Annotated in this window: 16 protein-coding genes; 3 read left to right on the top strand and 13 right to left on the bottom strand. The window is 50.4% G+C overall.

Translation table 11 applies throughout. The features are described 5' to 3' along the window. Positions 1-81 precede the first annotated feature (81 nt). Both BGX12_RS05090 and murA read left to right on the top strand, forming a co-directional pair. Entirely contained in the window at positions 82-936 is an 855-nt protein-coding gene (locus tag BGX12_RS05090) for an RDD family protein (protein WP_109735005.1), read from the top strand. A gap of 5 nt (positions 937-941) precedes the next feature. Next, on the top strand, positions 942-2225 hold the full coding sequence (gene murA / locus BGX12_RS05085; RefSeq protein ID WP_109735004.1) for a UDP-N-acetylglucosamine 1-carboxyvinyltransferase: 1284 nt from the start codon (positions 942-944) through the stop codon (positions 2223-2225). Between the two features lie 432 nt (positions 2226-2657). Here the strand turns inward: murA and BGX12_RS05080 are convergent, their stop codons facing one another. From BGX12_RS05080 to BGX12_RS05020, 13 genes are all read right to left on the bottom strand, one after another. Further along, on the bottom strand, positions 2658-3665 hold the full coding sequence (locus BGX12_RS05080) for a tetratricopeptide repeat protein (protein WP_146196253.1): 1008 nt from the start codon (positions 3663-3665) through the stop codon (positions 2658-2660). A gap of 71 nt (positions 3666-3736) precedes the next feature. Further along, on the bottom strand, positions 3737-4342 hold the full coding sequence (locus BGX12_RS05075; RefSeq protein ID WP_109735003.1) for an OmpA family protein: 606 nt from the start codon (positions 4340-4342) through the stop codon (positions 3737-3739). Next, positions 4339-5688 (bottom strand): translocation protein TolB, encoded by a 1350-nt coding sequence (locus BGX12_RS05070; RefSeq protein WP_233246265.1) that lies wholly within the window; start codon positions 5686-5688, stop codon positions 4339-4341. Before BGX12_RS05070 ends, BGX12_RS05075 begins: the two co-directional genes overlap by 4 nt. Before the next feature lie 29 nt (positions 5689-5717). Further along, complete coding sequence (locus tag BGX12_RS05065; RefSeq protein WP_233246264.1) at positions 5718-6488, bottom strand: energy transducer TonB; 771 nt, start codon at positions 6486-6488, stop codon at positions 5718-5720. Positions 6489-6500: 12 nt separating this feature from the next. Next, positions 6501-6911 carry a biopolymer transporter ExbD gene (locus tag BGX12_RS05060; protein WP_109735001.1) on the bottom strand — a complete coding sequence of 137 codons (411 nt, stop codon included), beginning with the start codon at positions 6909-6911 and terminating at the stop codon, positions 6501-6503. Positions 6912-6920: 9 nt separating this feature from the next. Continuing rightward, positions 6921-7613 carry a MotA/TolQ/ExbB proton channel family protein gene (locus BGX12_RS05055; protein ID WP_199220731.1) on the bottom strand — a complete coding sequence of 231 codons (693 nt, stop codon included), beginning with the start codon at positions 7611-7613 and terminating at the stop codon, positions 6921-6923. Positions 7614-7841: 228 nt separating this feature from the next. Beyond that, positions 7842-9341: a FecR domain-containing protein gene (locus BGX12_RS05050; protein ID WP_158278174.1), complete on the bottom strand. Its 1500-nt coding sequence runs from the start codon at positions 9339-9341 to the stop codon at positions 7842-7844. Positions 9342-9515: 174 nt separating this feature from the next. Continuing rightward, positions 9516-10286 (bottom strand): ribonuclease HII, encoded by a 771-nt coding sequence (locus tag BGX12_RS05045; protein WP_109734999.1) that lies wholly within the window; start codon positions 10284-10286, stop codon positions 9516-9518. Positions 10287-10316: 30 nt separating this feature from the next. Next, positions 10317-10913 (bottom strand): phosphoribosylglycinamide formyltransferase, encoded by a 597-nt coding sequence (gene purN / locus BGX12_RS05040; RefSeq protein ID WP_109734998.1) that lies wholly within the window; start codon positions 10911-10913, stop codon positions 10317-10319. Positions 10914-11314: 401 nt separating this feature from the next. Then, the gene (locus BGX12_RS05035; protein ID WP_109734997.1) at positions 11315-13207 is read right to left on the bottom strand and encodes a SulP family inorganic anion transporter; all 1893 of its coding nucleotides are present in this window, start codon (positions 13205-13207) and stop codon (positions 11315-11317) included. A gap of 105 nt (positions 13208-13312) precedes the next feature. Further along, positions 13313-13651, bottom strand: a complete 339-nt coding sequence (locus BGX12_RS05030) for a hypothetical protein (RefSeq protein ID WP_109734996.1) — start codon at positions 13649-13651, stop codon at positions 13313-13315. An 11-nt stretch (positions 13652-13662) separates the two neighbouring features. Next, positions 13663-14241, bottom strand: a complete 579-nt coding sequence (locus tag BGX12_RS05025) for an SGNH/GDSL hydrolase family protein (protein WP_109734995.1) — start codon at positions 14239-14241, stop codon at positions 13663-13665. A 10-nt stretch (positions 14242-14251) separates the two neighbouring features. Then, positions 14252-14785, bottom strand: a complete 534-nt coding sequence (locus tag BGX12_RS05020; RefSeq protein ID WP_109734994.1) for a sulfurtransferase TusA family protein — start codon at positions 14783-14785, stop codon at positions 14252-14254. 156 nt (positions 14786-14941) lie between these two features. On the opposite strand from BGX12_RS05020, the gene BGX12_RS05015 reads away from it, so the two are divergent. After that, positions 14942-16510 carry a glycosyltransferase gene (locus tag BGX12_RS05015; protein WP_233246263.1) on the top strand — a complete coding sequence of 523 codons (1569 nt, stop codon included), beginning with the start codon at positions 14942-14944 and terminating at the stop codon, positions 16508-16510. Positions 16511-16532: the final 22 nt, after the last annotated feature.

The raw sequence follows: 16532 nt of genomic DNA, 5'->3' as shown, positions 1-16532 counted from the left end.
CTTTTATCCTTTTTTCATTATCGCGAGCAAAGCACACTTTTGTCAAAATGTCCGTCATTTTTTTCTACATTGTAGTACCGTATGACATGGTACTATATTGATGAATCCATTACAGATGGCGAACGTCGCAAGGGTCCTTATCATCTGGACGAAATTCGCGACCTGGTCCAGGAGAAAAAAATCACGGATGACACCCTGGTTTGGCACTCCGGACTGGAAAATTTCGTCCCCTGGAAGGAAATGGAGGAATCCAAGGCTACCTACACTTCTGCGGAAGATGAAGAACTCCTGAAGAAGACCATCGAGGAGCTCCTTGCCCAGCAAGTCGCCCAACATAAGACGCAGAAACGCTATGCTGGATTTTTTACAAGAGGTCTGGCTTTCGCTATCGACAATATTATCCTGACCCTGACAGGACTGCTGATGATGCAGGTGCTGGGAGTTTTGCAAATTATCGACCCGGCATCCATCGATCAGGTCATGGAAACCATTGCAAACTCCGGAGATAGCGCCGGCGGTTTCAGCGAAATTCTCGACAAGATGCTAAAGGATCCTAGCCTGGAAATTCTCTTCATGATCTGCAGCATTATCCAGGCTCTTTACTTCATCTTTTTCACGGCAATCAAGGGCGCCACTCCCGGCAAGATGCTTCTGCACATCAAGGTGGAAACATCTGAAGGAGGAAAGGTCCGCTGGCTCACTAGCATTATCCGCTATATCGCCAGCATGTTCACCCAGTTCACCCTGGCGCTGTACGGTATCGGCTATATCATCGTCATGATTGACCCTAAGCGCAGGGCTCTTCATGACCACATTGCCCGTACCCGCGTAGTTATTGAATACAAAATAAAGGTTCGTCCCGTAAGTGAAGTGAACAGCGTTCAAACCCAGGACGAAAATAACGATGATCATTCCCAAAATGATCAGGAGAAATAGTTTATATGTATCGTTTTGAAGTTCACCAGGCAGCAAAGCCTCTGGAAGGTGAAGTTGAAATCTCCGGCGCAAAGAATGCCGTTCTTGCCGTAATGGCAGCAGCCCTCCTGGCCGATGGTGTTTCCGAAATCACCAACGTGCCTCACCTGAAGGACATGAAGACGATGTCCGACGTGCTGCGCGTCATTGGCTGCCGTATTAGCGGCGAATCTCACCAGCTGAAAATCGATACTCGTGGCGCAGACCATCTGGAAGCACCCTACGAACTGGTGAAAACCATGCGCGCTAGCTTCTATGTGCTGGGCCCTCTGGTAGCACGCTTTGGACGCTGCCGCGTTTCTCTCCCCGGCGGATGCGCATGGGGCCCCCGCCCTGTGGATCTGCACTTGAAGGGTCTGGAAGCATTGGGCGCAAAGATTACCTTGACCCGCGGCTATGTGGAAGCCTCTTGTGAAGGACGTCTCCCCGGCGGCAACTTCAACTTCCCCATTTCTTCCGTAGGTGCAACCGTCAACGTCCTGATGGCAGCAACTCTCGCCAAGGGCACCAGCGTGCTGCAGAATGCAGCTCTTGAACCTGAAATCGACAACCTGGTGGACTTCCTGAATTCCATGGGAGCAAAGATCCAGGGTCGCGGCACTCGCACTCTTACCGTGCAGGGCGTAGAAGCTCTTCGCCCGGGTAAGTGCTTTACCATTCCGGACCGTATCGAAGCAGGCACCTTCCTTTGCGCAGCCGCTATTACCCGCGGTTGCATCAAGGTGACTAAGGTTTTCCCCGAACATATCGCCAGCACTCTTGACGCTTTCCGCGATATGGGCTGTAAGGTGGAAGTGGGTAATGACTGGGCTCAGGTAGACGCACGCGGCGTGGAACTGAAACCCATTAACGTCACCACCCTCCCCTACCCGGGTTATCCGACAGATATGCAGGCTCCCCTCATGGCAACTCTGGTTTCCATCCCGGGTAACAGCACCATTCAGGATACCGTCTACAACGACCGTTTCAAGCATGTGGCTGAATTGCAGCGTCTGGGCGCAGACATCCAGGTGAACGGCAATACCGCTATCATCAAGGGCGGCACCAAGCTGGAAGGTACCGAAATCATGGGTAGCGACCTGCGTGCAACCGCCGCTCTGGTGCTTGCCGCATTCATTTCCGAAGGTGAAAGCACCGTCAGCCGCGTGTACCATCTGGATCGCGGTTACGAAGACTTCGAAAACAAGGTGGCAAAGATTGGCGGTACCGTCATTCGCCATTCCGATGACGAAGAAGACGACAACTTCTAATGAATGAGGGGGTTCCTCCCCTGCGACAGCCTTTCCCTAGGATGAATCCGTGCAAAACCCCCCTTTCATACTAGGGATCGAGCAAGATTCAACCAAGATTCGTCCCCAGACTAGTATGGATAGTGGTAATCATAAAAATTCATACTAGTCCCCACCCGCAAATTACCATACTCTAGGATGAATCCGTGCAAAGGTCCCCTTTCATACTAGGGATCGGGCAGGATTCAACCGAGATTCGTCCCCAGACTAGTATGAATAGTGATAATCATAAAAATTCATGCTAGCCCATCCCTGCAGACTGCCAAACCCGAGGATGAATCGCAGCATTCAACAATTTCATTCTAAGAAGTAAAAATCCCGCAAGATTTCTCCTGCGGGATCTTCTCTCTCTAGAAAAAAACTTGTAGGTGGCGTTAAGCCACCTTTTATTTTTTATGGCGCTACAGAGGATTCTGCAGCGGGAGCTGCTGCGGCAGCAGCTGGATCTACGGGTTGTTCTTGAGGAGCGACCTGCTGGGCAGCCTGAGGTGCGGCAGGCTGGACGGGAGTACGATCCTTAGGAACACAAGCTTCTACAGGTTCACCTGCAGCAACCTTTTCTTCCTGTTCAAGAATTTCCTGGAGAATTTCTGCGGCCTGCTCGAATTCAGCAGACTTTTCGCAATGCTTACTGGAAAGAATCTTCTGGAGGTAGGACTTCTGCTTTTCGACATCGCATTCTTCGGAGTAAAGCAAGGACATCTTAAACAAAGCAGGACAGGTCTTCTGGCCTTCCGGGAAGGCTTCCGTCATATTGGTAAAGACCTTCTTGGCCTTATCAATCTGGTTCACGTCAATAAGGCAGAGAGCCATCCAATAGAGAGAATTCTCTGCCAGCTCGCCCGTCTTCATCGTTTCATAAACCTGCCTGAAACCGGTAAAGGCAAGCTTGAACTCACCACGATGATAGTCGCTGCGGGCGGTATTGAACATTGCTTCCGCTTCCACCAGCTTTTCTGCTTCGCGTTCCAGGCTGTCCAAAGAGATGGGAGCGGGAGCGCCGCTAACCACGACCTTCTTAGCCAGGATCTTGTCAGACTTGCCTAACAGCATATCCAGACGGTAGATGATTTCTTCCTGTCTAGAATCATTGCGTTCGGATTCGTCTGCCACACGGCGGGAAAGCATAGTGAGTTCAGCCTGCATGCGCTTTTCGGAGAATGAAGATGCAGTGAGCATGGAATCGATACGGTTATTGGCCGCATCCAGTGCCGCACGCAGGGAATCATTCTGAGCGGAAAGCTGAGCTACAGCGGAATTCAACTGCTGCCCCACACCAGTCTGAACTTCCGTACCAACGGACTTCATTTCCTGAGTGCGCAGCATAGTGATCTGGCTGCAACCCGTCAAAGCAAATGTCAAAACGGCAAGGCTTACAATACCACGAGCCAAACGTTTCATCTTTACCTCAAAAGACTAAAAGATTCAAAGGATTTCAAATAGCCAAGCGAACCTAATCGCGAGTCAGCCTGTTATTCCTTAATATTCACGCGGAAGTTAGCACGACGGTTCTGGGAATAGGCTTCCTCGGTTGCGCCTTCAGCCTTGGGAGCTTCCTTACCGTAGCTAACAGATTCCATGCGCTTGCCGTCAATACCGTAAGCAGCCAGGAATTCCTTCACCTTCATAGCACGCTTTGCACCCAGGGTGAAGTTGTAGTCTTCAGTACCGCGAGCATCAGTATGGCCTTCGATGGTGATGGTAAAGCGGGTTTCCTTCAGGAGCAGTTCCGCAACCTGAGCCAGCAATTCCTTAGCCTTTTCAGTCAGTTCGGAACGGTCAAAGTCAAAGTACACATCTTCGCTCATGATCTGGTTGATCAACTGTTCAAGACGGGCACGTTCAGCTTCCAGGCGAGCCTTTTCAGCAGCGATACGTTCAGCTTCCAGGCGGGCCTGTTCTGCAGCCAGGGAATCCTGGTTCACGGGAGCGGCTTCTACTGCGGGAGCAGTTTCTGCAGCCTGTGCTACGGGAGCGGGAGCTGCGGCAGGTTCAGTCTGCACGGGCTGGCGTTTGGAGCAACCGACAAGAGCAACGCATGCTACGCCGGCAATGAGAGCGATTTTTACTTTATTCATTTTGCACCTTCCTGTTTGTTAGGATTTTCGTAATAGAAAGACCATGTGGGCGAAGTATTTTCGCCGGAATTGGTAATACGGGTCACGTTGGAGCCATCCATTCTCATGATATAAATTTGATAGCTACCGCTACGATTGCTGGAGAATGCAATCAAGTTCCCATCGGGAGACCACGTAGGATGTTCGTTGTTTCCTGCGTTATTGGTCAGCTGGACAATATCGGAACCATCCAGAGCGCAGGTATAAATATTCATCTTGCCATTATCCATGGACGTATAGGCAATGCGGTCGCCCTTGGGAGACCAGCTGGCACGTTCGTTATAACGTCCCATGAAAGTTACGCGGCGCAGGTCGCTGCCATCGCTGCCCATGACAAAAATCTGAGGGCCACCGCCACGGTCGCTGGTAAAAAGCACTTCGGAAGCATAAGGACTCCAGGCGGGGCTCGTCTGGTTAGACTTTAGGTATGCAAACTTACGAGCCTTGTTAGTAGCAGGATTACCAATGAACAAGTCCGTCTTTCCATCCACCGTACTGGAGAACAGCAGCTCGCCAGTCTTGGGATTTACGGCCGGACTATAAGTCTGGTCCAGCTGGGGGAACAGAGGTTTCTCCACGCCACCGAACATCTTGGAATACAGCTTAGGACGGTGAGTCTTGAAGTTCACATAAATCAAGCCCTTGTTGTCCTTCATCCATACAGGCATCATGCTGATTACAGAATCACGAGTGACCTGCGTGCGATGGTAACCGTCATAGTCGGAAACCACAACCTGCTTGACACCATCAATCTTGGAAACGTAAGCAAGCTTGGTGGATGCCACACCAGGTTCAGCCCACAGGCGCATAATCACCTGGTCAAAGAACTGATGCATGGCGCGACGCAGATCCTGCTGAGTAATGGTATAGGATTCCCCAAGAAGCACATCCTTCGTCTGCGCCACATAAAGGAAGCATTCCAGCTTCAGCTTGCCACCAGGCATAGGAGCCACACGGCCAGTGATGTAATGCTTAGCATGCTTCTTGCTGAACAGAGCCAGATTAAACTTGTCAGAAGCAATCACTTCGAAGCGACCGGAAAGTTCAGCATCACGGGTCACAATCTGATGGGGCTTTTCTTCAACCCATTCAATGTTTCCCTTCGCTTCGCTAAAAGGAACGATGCCAATAGGCATGGTCTTGAAAACAGAGATGCCCACATCCACAGCTATGGTATCAATTGCGGCGGAACTTACGGAGGGGAGCACCAAGAGCAAAAGCCAAAAAACGATGGACAACGCCAAGGAGGAAACTCGGAATATCTTTCCAGCCTTTTGACGCATCATTACTTTTGTACGCTCAGTCATGTTTCAATACCTTCTATGTTCTTCTAATCCTAATTCGGAGTGAAATTGAAGTGCAGAATCAGAGAGGGAGCTCTGAAATTAAACGGCAGTTCAGGAACCTTGGAGATCTGCACCGCACGGACGGACAAATGGTCCCAGGTCTTGTTGCCAGAAGACAGCTTCAAAGTCACAGCGGAAATACCACCTAAACGATCCACCGTAAACTGAACCGTAGTCTTGATTTTCTTGGAAACGTTCAGACTTGCCGGAGGATTGAAATTGCTCATGATAATTTGTTTTAAACGAGTCAGATATTCCTGCAGCAAGGGGTCCATGTCCACGGAGCCCACAGGATTCAGGCTAGGAGCTTCCATGGTTGCAGGAAGGTCCATATCGTCAACGTCAAAGTCATCCACAGGCTCCGGTTCAGGAGCAGGTTCCGGTGCAGGTTCTTCATGCACTTCTTCCGGTTCAGGCTTCGGTTCTTCTTCGGGCTTAATATCCGGAGGAAGTTCCTGATTTACCTTAGGCTTAGGTTCCGGACGGGGCTTAACTTCCGGAGGCTGTTCCGGAGGAGGTTCCTGCTTGGGCGGTTCAGGAGGTCTTACGCGAGGAGCGGCAGGTTTCTTGACAGGCTGCTGCACCTGAACCATCTCGAACACGGGGATCGGTTCCGGTTCTTCCTTGAAGTCCACAAAATGCAGGCCAATGCATGCACCGACAATCGCCACATGGAAAATAACTGCGCAGATAACAATCTTCGCAATCATCCCGTTGTCGTGGTCCGAGAAATACTCGATATGTGGATTCTTGTTACTCAAAAAAATACCTGACTATCTCTTACCGGGCTTTTCCTTGGGATTCATGGTAAGGAACCCAAGCTTTGTAACGCCCAGCTTCTGCACCTGGGTCACAACCTTCATGACCAGGCCGTACTTCACATCCTCGTCGGAATTAATGACCACAGCCATTTCGCCGTTCCACAAGGACTTGAAAACATTGTTGAAACTATCGAAGTCCACCATCATGTCAGCGATGTACAGTTCATCGTTCTTGGTAATGGACACCTTCAAAAGTTTTTCCTGCTCCATGGTAGGTGCTTCGGCCTTGGGGAGGTCAACCTTCACACCCTGACTCATGAGAGGCGCAGAAATGATGAACACAATCAAGATGGAGAACACGATATCAATCATGTTCGTCAGGTTCATCTCCTGCTTCAGTTCTTTTCCGCGGCTACGCTTCACTCAAGCCTCCTAGCCAGCCACTTCTTCAAGAGCGAGCAAGTCGCCGCGCTTGAACAAGCTCAGCACCTGGGAACCAAAGTTGTAGTAGGAAATTTCGTTCTGTCCGTTATGGGAGGTAAAGTAGTTGTAACCGGCGGAGGCGGGAATTGCAACCACCAGACCGGCAACGGTAGTAATCAAGGCCATGGCGATACCCGGAGCCACAACGCTCAGGTCGGCGGAGCCATGCTGGCCAATCTGGAAGAAGGCAACCATAATGCCCCACACAGTACCCAACAGGCCAAAGAAGGGAGCCAGGTTGGAGCTGGTAGCAAGGAAGCTCAGGTAGCGGTCTTCGGAAAGGCGGAGGCCTTCGATAGAACGCTGGATGGTATCTTCCAGCAAGGACGCACGGTGCTGGATAGAGTCGTAACTCACAAAGTTACTGAACTTGGACGCTTCTTTCAGCACTTCGTCCGTCAGACGTCGAAGGGCACTTTCATCTGCAGTTTCGCACAGGCTCTGCAGTTCAACGAACTGCTGCACGTTGCTGAACTTGCGGAAGAAGATCACGTTTGCACGCTGATTCTTCCTGTTCACCACGTACTTCACGATGATAATACCCCAGGAACCTAGGGACATGATTGCCAAGATGCTGAGTACCACAATCGTCGCAATATCCGACTGGGTAATCATTTGAAGCAGAGGAACAGAGTTGTTCAAGACAGCCTCCCTTTGAAAACTCGTAACTTATTGATAGTCAACAAGATAGAAAATCTTTTCTCCTAAGATTTTGAACATTGCACACACAATGTACAAAATGGGCATAAAAATGTCCAAAATGATTTTCACGACGTAAAAATAGCCCCAAATTGAGTACTTGGGGCTATATCTTCAGGTATTATTACAAACTAACGGATTATTTTACAATACGGGCCTATTGATGGAAGATCAATCCACGATGTAGGTCTTATAGGCACACACGTAGGAGCCATCCTTCAACTTTGCAGCCACTTCATATTTTGCAATTTCATTCTTGGAGAAGGAAATCTTTCGGGAATAGGAAAGTCCTGCAACGTCCGTAATGAACTCTTCCTGCTGACCATCGCGGAAAATGAAGATCGTGTCAATTTTTGCCAGTTCATCGTCTCCGATGCCGGACAATATGATGTTAAGATCCGTATTGATTTTCTGTTTGCCACTGGACACCTTGAGTGTTTCCAAGGTATCTCGACCCAGGGAGTCCGTTTCAAGAACTTCAGCACCTTCGGAAGGAGGAAGATTGATGACCAGGTTGAACACAGGTTCACTGGGCTTAACAACCTTCTTCGCCTTAGACACGGCAGCCTTAGCGGAGGTCTTGACAGATTCTTTTACCGGGGAATCGGACTTGGAAAGTGTATCCATTTCCACATTTTCGGCAGGAACCTCGTCGGGAGTCAAATCCACATATTCCGTATTCCAGGTGCTGCAGGAAGCTTCCACAAAGCCATTGCTGCAGGTTGCAATGAAACGCTTTTCACCGGCAGCGGCTTCGTCCCAGGTAAAGGTCCTTTCATAAGAGCCCGATGCAGGCACAGTATCCGTCACGCCCATGATAGTCACAAAGACGCCCGGAGTGAGCTTAGCCTTCAAGGTAATGGAAGGCTTGGAAATCTTACTCGGAATAGAAACAGCCTTGAAGTCCAAAGATTCTACAAACTTTTTCTTTTCAGCGGCATAGCCAGCATCAAAGGACTGCAGGGATTTTTCCAGTTCGTCCATGTTGTTCAGGCCCCCCGCTTCAACCAAGCCTGACAAGGTGGCAAACAGGGCGGGAGAACCGGAAGATTCCAGCTGGAAGGTTTTTACCTCACCGGACTTAGCTATCAGAACGGTCTGGTTTTCCTTGATGCTGGAAGTATTGCCCTTGGCATCCTTCACTTCAACAAGGCCTTCCTTAAGGGAAGCGACCAGCTGGCCATCGAGGCTACCCACAAAGCCTGCCGTACCACGGATCGATGCTGTTGCAGTTCCGGTTCCAAAATTATACTGTCTCTTCTTTTGTTTCTGGACGTCGAACTGGATGTTTCCATTCTTGATGAACACATTCACTTCGCCACGGACAGAATCCTGGAAAGCGGCATTAAACTCTACGTCGGATTTTTCGGAAATGACAAATACGGTGCCATCGAAAGACTTGAGAACAACTTCGGACTCCGCAAAAGTACGAACACGGTCATTGTCACGGACGCTCTGGCCGACACGGAGAGACTTCCAGGCATCGCTCATCGCCCTACGCAATTCGGAACTACCCAGGGAGCTGTGAACTTTAGCTTCAAAAACACCTGCAGACTTTTCTGCAGTTCGAGCAGCACTCTTGTTCGACTTGACAAATTCCTCGGAAGGATCATTGCACGCAGTGAACGCAAGAGAAAGGCAAATCAGCGGAAAAAGGCACTTTTTAACCATGGTAACACTCATCTATACCCAAAAATAAATTCCTAAAATACAAAAGCAACAGAAAACAAAAAAATAAAGCGGTTCTTATGCCCCTTATCACACAGAAAATACAGGCATTGTTAAAAGACCTTTACACAACCAAGGCAAAACAGGGGAAAAGAGATAAAAAGCAGGCTAAATAAGCTAGAGATCCAATTCCATCTGGAGGGATTTGGGATGGAAACTCATGCGATGCTCAGGAGTGTACCCCTGTTTCTTGATGGCTTCCAGATGAAACTTTGTTCCATAGCCGGCATGCTTGTCAAAACCATAGCCAGGATACTTCTTTTCCAGGTCATCCATATAGCGGTCACGGAAAACTTTTGCAAGAATTGAAGCGGCGGAAATACTGGCAATACGACCATCGCCTTTCACGATGGGCATCTGCATCTCCTGCGGAATTCCGCGAATTTTGAGGTTTCCGTCAACGGCAATCAACACGTTGTAGCTTGCAGATCCGAACAGCTGATTAGCCCCATCGGCGAAACTGCCCTTTACCTCAACTGGTATCTGAGGAGCGGATTCTTGAACCCCCGGAAGCCCCAGAGCCTGAAGGGCACGGCGCATCGCGAGGAAGTCCGCTTCCAGGATGTTGATTTCGTCAATTTCCCCAACGCTTGCGCTGGCGATGGCGTAACAGACACAGGCATCTTTCACGGACTGGTACATGGCCTCACGCTTTACGCGGGTAAGCTTCTTGGAATCGTTCAGAGTCATGAGTGCGTCGGGAGACTTCAGGACGGCGGCGCAGGCCACCACGGGGCCTGCCAGTGGGCCACGGCCCACCTCGTCAATTCCAACGACGATGGCCGCCGGAGACGCACCTTCCTGGGATGCGGCAAACTTACGGATGGCCACTTCGCCTTCAATAGGCGATTCAATCCCCTCTAAAAACTCTGGCACCTTGAATTTCATAAAAATTCGAACGGTTAGAAACCTGCGGACTTAAGCATTCCCGGTAATCTTTTCACCATATTCCTTAATGACACGCCAGAACAGGTCATGTTCCTGGACCAGCACTCGAGCGGCGAGATCAGCAGGAGAATCCCCTTCCATCACGGGAACCTTACGCTGACCAAGAATACGACCTGCATCTACCTCTTCGGAAACCAGATGAACGGTAGGACCAGATTCCTTTTCACCAGCAGCCAGTACAGCTTCGTGAACATGGATTCCAAAATAGCCCTTTCCTCCAAACTTCGGCAGAAGAGACGGGTGAATATTGAGAACTCGATCGGGCATGCGAGCCAGGACGCAAAGGGGCAGAACCTTCATATAACCAGCAAGGATCAGCAAATCCACGTCATACTTGTCCAGCACCTCCAGAAGGGCGGCTTCATAATCAGCCTGTTCCGGATGGGTACGGCCAGAAATGTGATAGACAGGAATGCCATAAGTCTTGGCATGGTCTACAGCTCCGCAGCCTGCATTATTGGTAATCAGGAACTTGCACTGGGCTTCGAGATCCCCCTCGCCAATGCGATCAATAATTGCCTTAAAGTTGCTTCCACCACCGGAAGCCATTACGCCGATCTTAAACATAGGCGCAAAGATAAAAAAAAATCTATACTAGATGTTTGACAGGATGCCTAAGACAACCATCATTGCGGCCACATAATTAAGGAAAAAGTCGCCAAAAGTGCTACGACGTCTCAACAAGATGTTCTTTTTATCCACTGATTGCTCCGACAGATGACATCCCAAACGGCACCACCCGTTTTCAAGCACAAAAATAGATTCCCCCCCTCTACAACCAAAGTGACTAGAATCACACCTGTCTCTTTCTGTAGCGGGGCTCACAACACCCCTCAACGTTCTGTAAAAAAAAGAAAGGGGCAAAGCCCTTCCCTAAATAGTTCAACGATTTTTCCCGAATTAATTGAGTAGGAAGCTTCGCTTCCACTCAACGAGCAATGCAAGGTTGGCGACAGTGAAGCCGCAGCCTATTTTTCAATCTTCCAGACGGGTTCTTCGGAAACCTTTTCTGCAATCACTTCGGGAGTGCCTTCAGCAACAGCAGCGTTGGATTCTTCCGGGAGCCAAGGCTTGTCCAGGCCCTTTTCCCAGCTTACAGTGGGATTGGGATCCAGGGAAACATCCACCATCGGGAGGCCCAGAATTTCACGGGCGCGGTTCAAGGCGGCGTCGATGTTACCCAGAGCGTTTTCTTCGCCAAGCTGCTTCAGCACACCTGCACGAGTCAAGGCAACCACAGGCTGGGCATGCACACCAGAAAGCAGCAACTGGGTACCGTCGGCCTTGCAACGGTTCAGCAGGTCTTCGATCATGTTGATACCGGCAGCATCGATACTGGAAACGCTACGCATACGCAAGATGAGGATCTTGGGTTTCACAGCGATGCGGTTCAAGGTTTCCTTGAACTTGTCCACGGCACCAAAGAACAAGGAACCGGCAAGCTCGTAAACCACCACACCATTCGGCACCTGGCGGGCGAATTCGGTGTGGGTCACTTCTTCGTCGTCGGCACGGATAGCATCGGTAACGGCATCCACTTCGGCAACTTCGCTCATACGCTTGATGAAGAGGATTGCGGCCAAAAGAACGCCCACTTCGATAGCAACAGTCAGGTCGATAATCACTGTGAGGAAGAATGCAACAAGCATCACCGTCACATCACTCTTGGGGAGCTTGAACATCTTGATCACGGCGCGATAGCCGCACATGTTGAAAGCCACCTGGAAAAGCACTGCGGCAAGAGCTGCCATAGGGATCATTTCGGCATACTTACCCAGAACCAGCATGATGAGGAGCAGCACCACTGCGTGAACAAGACCGGAAATCGGGGAAACAGCGCCGTTACGAATGTTGGTTGCAGTACGGGCGATAGCGCCAGTAGCAGGAATACCGCCAAACACGGGAGAAAGAAGGTTTGCAACACCCTGGCCGAAAAGTTCGGTATTGGAGCGATGCTTAGTAGAAGTCATACCGTCGGCCACAACAGCGGAAAGCAGGGATTCGATAGCGCCAAGAATAGCGATAGTCAAAGCCGGCTGGAAAACTTCACGCATCATGGAAAGGCTAATGTTCGGAAGGTGCGGAGTGGGGAAACCGGACGGGATGTGATTTTTCATACCGATGGTCACGACACCATGACCGGTAACAGGGTCATCCCAACCAAGAACCTTCACGACGACGGTTGCAACGATGATTGCAATGAGAGAGCCCGGAACCTTCGTGGTGATCTTGGGCCACAGAATGCAAACGGCCAGAGCGATAATACCAATAATCACGGAATAGATATTGATGGTATCCAGAGAGGATGCATAAAGCTTGATCTTGCCCACAGCATCAGCCGGGTCCTTGGCCAGGAACTTGAGGCCAAAGAAGTTGGGAACCTGACCCAGGGCGATAATCACGGCGATACCGGCGGTAAAGCCCACCGTCACAGGATAAGGAATGAACTTGATGATAGCGCCGAACTTTGCAAGGCCGAAGACGATCAAGATGATACCGGCCAGGAGAGTTGCGGAAGCCAGGCCATCGTAACCGTACTGGCTCACGATGCCATAGACAATCACGATGAAGGCGCCAGTAGGACCGCCAATCTGGAAGCGGGAGCCACCCAGCAAGCTAATGGTAAAGCCGGCGATAATGGCTGTGTAAAGACCCTGTTCGGGACCTACGCCGGAAGCGATAGCGAATGCAATTGCCAGAGGCAAGGCAAGAATGCCGACGATAACACCGGACATCAAGTCGCTAATGAGATTTTGCTTGGTATAACCCCTCTTGATGGACTTGACCAGTTCCGGGGTGACAGTTGCTACAGATTCGGTCAAGAACTTCTTGACGGATTCTTTTGCATTAATGTTAGACATTTGGCGTCTCCATTCTTAAAAGCGCGCGCCAAATTTAAAAAAATCCCCCTTTCTTGTTAAGGGGGAAAATTTGGGGCCGAAAAGCCCTATGGTCCATATAATATATTAGAGTAGACCCTTACGAGCAGCGCGGAGAAGACCCTTCACCTGCTTCTTGTCCATCTGGGGAACTTCAGCATCTCTTTCACGACGGGACTTGGGAGCGCAATCTTCACAAAGATGCTTGACCACGGTACCGAAGCTTGCCGCACCGGCAGAAACGGTGGTTTCCTTGCTGCGATAGGAACGGAGCAACTTTTCCTGTTTGCACTTGTCGCAGATGCCCATCTTGGGAGCAGCCGGTTCACGAGGTGCGCGATCCTTCTTGGGAACATCGCTGGTCTGGTCCCAGGCTCGGCTCTGGGCTGCAAGTTTACGCTGGAAATGATCGTCTGTTAAGCTCATGATTTGACTCCTTACTTTAATTCTTTCAAAATGCATTCCTGGAGAAACAATGCCAGAAGAGTGTTACACAGGGAAGTGGGTTTTCCATCTTCTGTATAGATGGAACGGCCAAACTTGCCTCTTTCCACCTGTTTTTCCTTATATATATCAGCATAAGCTGCAAAATCGAAAACACTTACACGCGGTTTTTCCTGCAAGCCGCGAATCAGCTCGTTCAATCCGACCAGCTGAGCCATCGCCGTAGGCAACATATCCGTAGGGATGGTCAAAAGATGCACCGGCGACGTAGTCTTATTCAGGATATCGTCCACAAACTGGCTGTACTGCTCAAATACCAGCTTATAATCAACCCCGCCTCGATTCAAATCCTTTAAGCCCAGCCCCAATACAATACGGCCTGGCTTCTTGCCGATGACATCCGTGGACACACGGGCTCGCAACTGGGCCAAACTCTGGGCAACGGGAGCATTGATGGAAAACTGGATGGGACGATTGGCTTCGCGACAAAGTATAATCTCTGCACAGCGGTGAGCAGCCTCACCCTGGTCGCCAAAAAGTTCGTCGCCTATAATAAGTGTACGGTTTTCCACGAACTATAATCTATACACTTGCAACGTGTTTGACCACAGTCAGTTCCCAAAAACCCTGTTTTTTTTCTCTTTTTTCAATAAAATGGCCATCCGCCACCAGAGAACCCGGAACATTTTCGATAGGAGAGCCTTCATCCAGGAGGATCGTCATGCGGAATCCTTCCGGAAGACCGGACATGACGAGCCTGCTTCGGGCTGAATTCCTGGGGCAAACCACTCCACGGAGATCCAGAACGGAAGGAAAATCCTGCTTCAACGCCGACGGAAGTGGTAAAGTCTTGATTTTTTCACAAAAATCGGCAATTTCGTCCAAATGAGCCTCGGGATCCTCCATCCATTCGCCCAGGGGGTACTGAGGCAAGGAGGCGGTGACCACCCAGGAAATCGCCTTTTCCGGGGGAACCACCGTGCCGGAGCCTTCTAGGAACCACTCCGAGCAGGCAAACGCCAACAATTTTTGTAAAGCCCCCCGAAATGATGGGGAATTGCGGTTGGCAGAAAGCCAACGGGCAACAGGACTGTCAGAATTGCGTTTTTGTTCCATTTTTATTACAAGATTGGCGATTTTAGGCTAAAAAGGAAACACTAAGCTCATTTTAGGTAAAAATTATGTGATAAATGTAGCAAAGTTCACATAGCCTTTCTATATTTGGCCGCAAGCTTTGAAAAAAGCACCCTTTTAAACAGGTTATACGGTTATATGGCAATCAGTACAATCCTACTGGACATCATGTTCGCAATCTATGTGATTGCGGGTGTTGGTCTCGTCATCTACGGCTTCAGCTGCTACTACAGCGTGTATTTGTTCCTCAAGAACAGCCGTGCCACCCGTCTTGCAGACCGCAAGGCTATCCTGCAGTTCTACCGTGAGCATTCTTTTGAAGACCTGCCCCAGGTAACCACCCAGCTGCCGGTATTCAACGAAGCCAACTGCGTGGAACGTCTTCTCGAAGCAGTCTGCGCCATCGACTACCCCAAGGACAAGCACGAAATCCAGGTCCTGGACGACTCTACCGACGAATGCTACGAAGTGGCCAAGAAGAAGGTGGAAGAACTGCAGGCTCAGGGTTACGACATCAAGCTGATCCACCGCGTGAACCGCCAGGAATTCAAGGCCGGCGCCCTTAAGGAAGCCATGGCCATCGCCAAGGGCGATTTCCTTGCCATTTTCGATGCCGACTTCGTACCCGAAAAGGACTTCCTCCTGAAGACCATCCCCTACCTGGTCATGGACGAACAGATTGGTCTGGTCCAGGGTCGTTGGGGCCATCTGAACCGTACTGAATCCGGCCTTACCCTTGCCCAGTCCATCGGTATCGATGGTCACTTCGTGGTGGAACAGTCCGCACGTAGCTGGGGCAAGCTCTTCATGAACTTTAACGGTACCGCAGGTGTCTGGCGTAAGCAGGCCATCTATGGCGGTGGCGGTTGGGAAGGCGACACCCTGACCGAAGATATGGACCTTTCCTACCGTTCTCAGCTGGCTGGCTGGCGCATGAAGTTCGTCTTCGACGTGATCGTCCCTGCAGAACTTCCCAACGATATCAACTCTTTCAAGGCTCAGCAGTTCCGTTGGGCAAAGGGTTCTATCCAGACTGCAAAGAAGATTCTCCCCCGCGTGCTGAAGTCCGATGTTCCTCTCCGTGTAAAGATTGGCGCAATCCTTCACACCACCCACTATTCCATCCACCCCTGCATGTTGTTCACTGCACTGTGTGCATGGCCTCTATTGGCATTCTTCCAGCCCGTTGCTAACCTGCCGGTCTGGGTCTACTCCGTCGGCTTTACCTTCATCTTCCTCGCAGCAATCGCACCTAGCTTCCTTTACTTTGTCGCTCAGCGTTGCTCCGGCTACACCGGTTGGAAGGTCCGTCTGCTCTCCATGCCCATCCTTATGGCACTGGGCGTAGGCATTGCAGTAAGCAATTCCAAGGCAGTATTTGCTGCTATTACCGGTCACAAGAGTGGCTTCGTCCGCACCCCCAAGAGCGGCGTGGGCCAGAAGAAGAAGCAGACCAGCCACTATAGACAGAAGTTCCCCTGGCAGGCAGTTCTCGAACTGGGCGTGGGCGTCTACTGTATCTTCGGTTTGCTGGAATACATCGGTGCACAGAAGTTCATTATCGGACCGTTCCTGGCACTGTATTCCATCGGCTTCCTTTCCGTGGGCGTCCTGAGTTTCATGCACTACTTCGGCAACCTGATCGAAGTCCATAAGGCCCGCAAGGACGAAAACCATCACGTTGAAGGCGTGGACCTGGGTAAGTAAGATCCCAAGCGCTAGTGTTTAA

Origin of the sequence: Fibrobacter sp. UWR4, from assembly GCF_003149045.1 — a bacterium.
Lineage (GTDB): Bacteria > Fibrobacterota > Fibrobacteria > Fibrobacterales > Fibrobacteraceae > Fibrobacter.
Note: the sequence above shows the minus strand (reverse complement) of the source record. Positions and strands in the feature narration are given on the sequence as shown.

Coding starts and splice junctions, on each gene's coding strand:
- BGX12_RS05090 (WP_109735005.1), top strand. CDS start 82: ATGACATGGTACTATATTGATGAATCCATTACAGATGGCGAACGTCGC.
- murA (WP_109735004.1), top strand. CDS start 942: ATGTATCGTTTTGAAGTTCACCAGGCAGCAAAGCCTCTGGAAGGTGAA.
- BGX12_RS05080 (WP_146196253.1), bottom strand. CDS start 3,665: ATGAAACGTTTGGCTCGTGGTATTGTAAGCCTTGCCGTTTTGACATTT.
- BGX12_RS05075 (WP_109735003.1), bottom strand. CDS start 4,342: ATGAATAAAGTAAAAATCGCTCTCATTGCCGGCGTAGCATGCGTTGCT.
- BGX12_RS05070 (WP_233246265.1), bottom strand. CDS start 5,688: ATGACTGAGCGTACAAAAGTAATGATGCGTCAAAAGGCTGGAAAGATA.
- BGX12_RS05050 (WP_158278174.1), bottom strand. CDS start 9,341: ATGGTTAAAAAGTGCCTTTTTCCGCTGATTTGCCTTTCTCTTGCGTTC.
- BGX12_RS05045 (WP_109734999.1), bottom strand. CDS start 10,286: ATGAAATTCAAGGTGCCAGAGTTTTTAGAGGGGATTGAATCGCCTATT.
- purN (WP_109734998.1), bottom strand. CDS start 10,913: ATGTTTAAGATCGGCGTAATGGCTTCCGGTGGTGGAAGCAACTTTAAG.
- BGX12_RS05035 (WP_109734997.1), bottom strand. CDS start 13,207: ATGTCTAACATTAATGCAAAAGAATCCGTCAAGAAGTTCTTGACCGAA.
- BGX12_RS05030 (WP_109734996.1), bottom strand. CDS start 13,651: ATGAGCTTAACAGACGATCATTTCCAGCGTAAACTTGCAGCCCAGAGC.
- BGX12_RS05020 (WP_109734994.1), bottom strand. CDS start 14,785: ATGGAACAAAAACGCAATTCTGACAGTCCTGTTGCCCGTTGGCTTTCT.
- BGX12_RS05015 (WP_233246263.1), top strand. CDS start 14,942: ATGGCAATCAGTACAATCCTACTGGACATCATGTTCGCAATCTATGTG.